Here is a 2,447-nt window from a genome sequence, read left to right as displayed (position 1 = left end):
GTGCCGGCTGTGCGGTCGGCAGCACCACAGGCTCGCGGGTACGCAGCTACGGGCGCAGCCGCCAGGGCTGACCCGACCCGCTTCGGGTGCTGCCGGCATGATTCCTGCTCCACCGGCGGCCAGGCTGGCCCGCCGGCGGTTTCGCATGGCCGCGCTGGCCAATGGCGTAACGGCGTTACCGACTCTAAGGTCGCTGCCGTCCCGGCCCGCCGGGAACAGCCCTCGAACGATGCCTTGCGAAGCAGGAGAACGAAGTTGGCAAGGGTGACGAAGGATCTGGTCGGGCTCTATGCGGACAGCGATGCGCTGGCGCTGGCCGACCTGGTCAAGAAGAAGGAAGTGACGCCCAGCGAGCTGGTCGAGACCGCGATCCAGATCATCGAGGACATCGATCCCAAGCTCAACGCGGTGGTGATCAAGAATTACGAGATCGGCCGTGAAGCGGCACAGTCCGAGCCCAAGGGACCGTTCGCCGGCGTGCCGTTCCTGCTCAAGAACATCGGCTCGCATTGGCAGGGTACCCGTGTCGACGGCGGCATGGAGTATCTGAAGGACTATGTCTGCGCCTATGATTCCACTCTGTCGGCCCGCATCAAGGAGGCTGGCTTCCTCCTGCTCGGCCGCACCAACTCGCCCGAGGGTGGCTGGTGCATCGCGACCGAGCCGCGCTTTTACGGCAACACGCTGAACCCCTGGAACCCGGAGCGCACGCCCGGTGGTTCCAGCGGCGGTGCCGCGGTGGCGGTGGTGAGCGGCATGGTGCCGCTGGCCGAGGCTTCGGATGGCGGGGGCTCGATCCGCGTGCCGGCCTCGTGCTGCGGCGTGGTCGGCCTCAAGCCCTCGCGCGGCCGGATCACCTATGGCCCGGTCGATGCCGACTACTGGTTCGGTTCGGTCTACACCTTCGCCTGCACCCGCACGGTGCGCGATACCGCAGCATATCTGGATGGGGTGGCCGGCTGGGGCCCGGGCGACCCCTACACACCGCCTGTTCCGGACAAGAGCTGGCTGGAGCTAGCGCAGGCCGCGCCGAAGCCGCTGAAGATCGGCTTCACCCTGGACGCACCGTTCGGCGAGCCGCTGGCACCCGAGGTCGCCCAGGCAGTCAAAGAGACGGCGAGCCTGCTGGAAGGCATGGGCCACAAGCTCGAGCCCTACACCATCAAGTTCGACCTTGAGAAGGCCTGGTGGGACTATAACGACATCATCGCGGTCGAGATGGCCAACGCCATGGATCAGTCGGCGACACTGGTCGGCCGGCCGGTCGAGCAGCACGAGCTGGCGGCCTTCAACTGGACGATGTTCGAGTACGCCAAGACGCTGTCCGCCAAGCAGTACTCGGCCAGCATCGCCGGGATCCGCAAGGCCAACCAGCAGCTCGGGCTGGAGCTGGAGCAGTTCGACGCGTTCCTGAGCCCGGTGCTGACCCAGCCGCCGCGGCCGGTCGGCTACTGGACGATGGAGGACGGCGACCGCAAGCGCTACCTCGCCCGCTGGTCGGACGCGGCCTACATGTTCGCCTTCAACATCTCCGGGCTGCCGGCGATCTCGCTGCCGAGCACGACGTTCGCCAACGACACGCCGATCGGCATCCAGTTCGTCGGCCGCATGGGCGACGAGGCGACCCTCCTGAACCTGGCGACCCAGGTCGAGCAGGCGCGCCCCTGGATCGGCAAGAAGCCGCCGATCCACGCCACCGCCTGACCTTCGTCATCCCGGGTCCTGCCATCCAGCGGGACCCGGACCGCGGGCCATGGCCGGCCTTGGCGCCGGCTGCTAGAAGTTCTCCATCTGTTCTCAGAGGAGACCGCATGGCCCGCCGCGCCGGCAGCGCCGACCTGCCCTTGCACCATGGCCGGGTGCCGGCCTGGCTCAGCCAGCGGATGAGCCGGCTGGGCGCGGTGATCGCTGAAGCGATCATCCACCATTACGGCCGCGACGAGTTCCTGCGCCGCCTGGCCCACCCCTTCTGGTTCCAGTCCTTCGGTGCCGTCATGGGCATGGACTGGCATTCCTCGGGCATCACCACCAGCGTGCTGGGCGCCCTTAAGCGGGGGCTGGCGCCGCTGGAGATCGAGCTGGGCCTGCGCGTCTGCGGCGGGCGCGGCAGCCACTCCCGGCGCACGCCCGACGAGCTGGCCGCGTTCGGCGCGCGGACCGGGCTGGACGGGGCGGCCCTGGCGAATGCCAGCCGCTTGGTCGCCAAGGTTGACAGTGCGGCCGTGCAGGACGGCTTCGACCTCTACCTGCACGGCTTCGTCGTGGCCGATGACGGCCGGTGGGTGGTCGTACAGCAGGGGATGAACGGGGCCAGCCGCACCGCGCGGCGCTATCACTGGCTGTCGGAACATCTCGAGAGCTTCGTCGAGGCACCGCACAGCGCCATCGACGGCCCGAACCAGGGCCGGATCGTCAACCTGACCGACCGGCGCGCCGCGGCCTCGCGC

General features: G+C 68.7%; 2 protein-coding genes. Both read left to right on the top strand.

The window, feature by feature from the left end:
* Nucleotides 1-264 precede the first annotated feature (264 nt).
* On the top strand, nt 265-1,704 hold the full coding sequence (locus EQG76_RS14480) for an amidase (RefSeq protein ID WP_235031372.1): 1,440 nt from the start codon (nt 265-267) through the stop codon (nt 1,702-1,704).
* A gap of 107 nt (nt 1,705-1,811) precedes the next feature.
* Nucleotides 1,812-2,447: DUF763 domain-containing protein (locus EQG76_RS14475; protein WP_159714681.1), on the top strand; the 636-nt coding region annotated here is incomplete at its 3' end.

It is taken from the genome of Geminicoccus flavidas (assembly GCF_009806515.1).
GTDB lineage: Bacteria > Pseudomonadota > Alphaproteobacteria > Geminicoccales > Geminicoccaceae > Geminicoccus > Geminicoccus flavidus.
Note: the sequence above shows the minus strand (reverse complement) of the source record. Positions and strands in the feature narration are given on the sequence as shown.